Origin of the sequence: Amycolatopsis sp. lyj-346, assembly GCF_046548975.1 — a bacterium.
Classification (GTDB): Bacteria; Actinomycetota; Actinomycetes; order Mycobacteriales; family Pseudonocardiaceae; genus Amycolatopsis.
Window position 1 is genome coordinate 1 of sequence record NZ_JAJPWT010000076.1, and the last position, 547, is coordinate 547.

1 protein-coding gene and 1 pseudogene are annotated in these 547 nt (G+C 62.9%); one reads left to right on the forward strand and one right to left on the reverse strand.

Translation table 11 applies throughout. From position 1 onward, the window contains the following. Positions 1-180: pseudogene (locus ACLJQE_RS44770) on the reverse strand (dTDP-4-dehydrorhamnose 3,5-epimerase); the annotation flags it as partial. A gap of 146 nt (positions 181-326) precedes the next feature. Between ACLJQE_RS44770 and ACLJQE_RS44775 the strand changes: the two are divergent. Next, positions 327-547 (forward strand): CBS domain-containing protein (locus ACLJQE_RS44775; RefSeq protein ID WP_410645940.1); only part of this gene is annotated, 221 nt, incomplete at its 3' end.

Sequence of the window (547 nt, forward strand, 5' to 3'; positions counted from 1 at the left end):
GTCTGGTACGACGCCACGGCCTTCGCCGACGCACTGGGTTTCGAGTTGTCCGTCGCGCAGACCAACCACAGCGTGTCGAGCCGTGGCGTCGTACCAGACGAGGAAGTTGCCACGGCTGTCGGGAAACTGTTGGGGCACGAACTCCCAGGCGCCGGAGATCGACAACTCGGTGGCTTTCACCTGTTCACCTTTCACGCGATGAGCAACAGCACACGATACCGGCCGAGCCCGGACAAGCAGGTGAGGTGGGCATCCCAACCGGGTGTGACGATCCAAGTACGGGGTACCGAAACTGATATCGACGAACACAATTCATGGAGGCACTCATGAACAACTATCGGGTAGCCGATCTGATGACCCGGCAGGTTGTCTACCTGTCGGCCCAGACCACCCTGGACGAGGCGGCCAGGGCGATGGCGGACGCGGACATCGGCGACATCGTGGTGACCGACGGGCAGAACCTCTTCGGCATGGTGACCGACCGCGACATCGTGGTCCGGGCGGTGGCCGAGCACAAGGACCCGGCGAAGACGACGCTCGGCTCGAT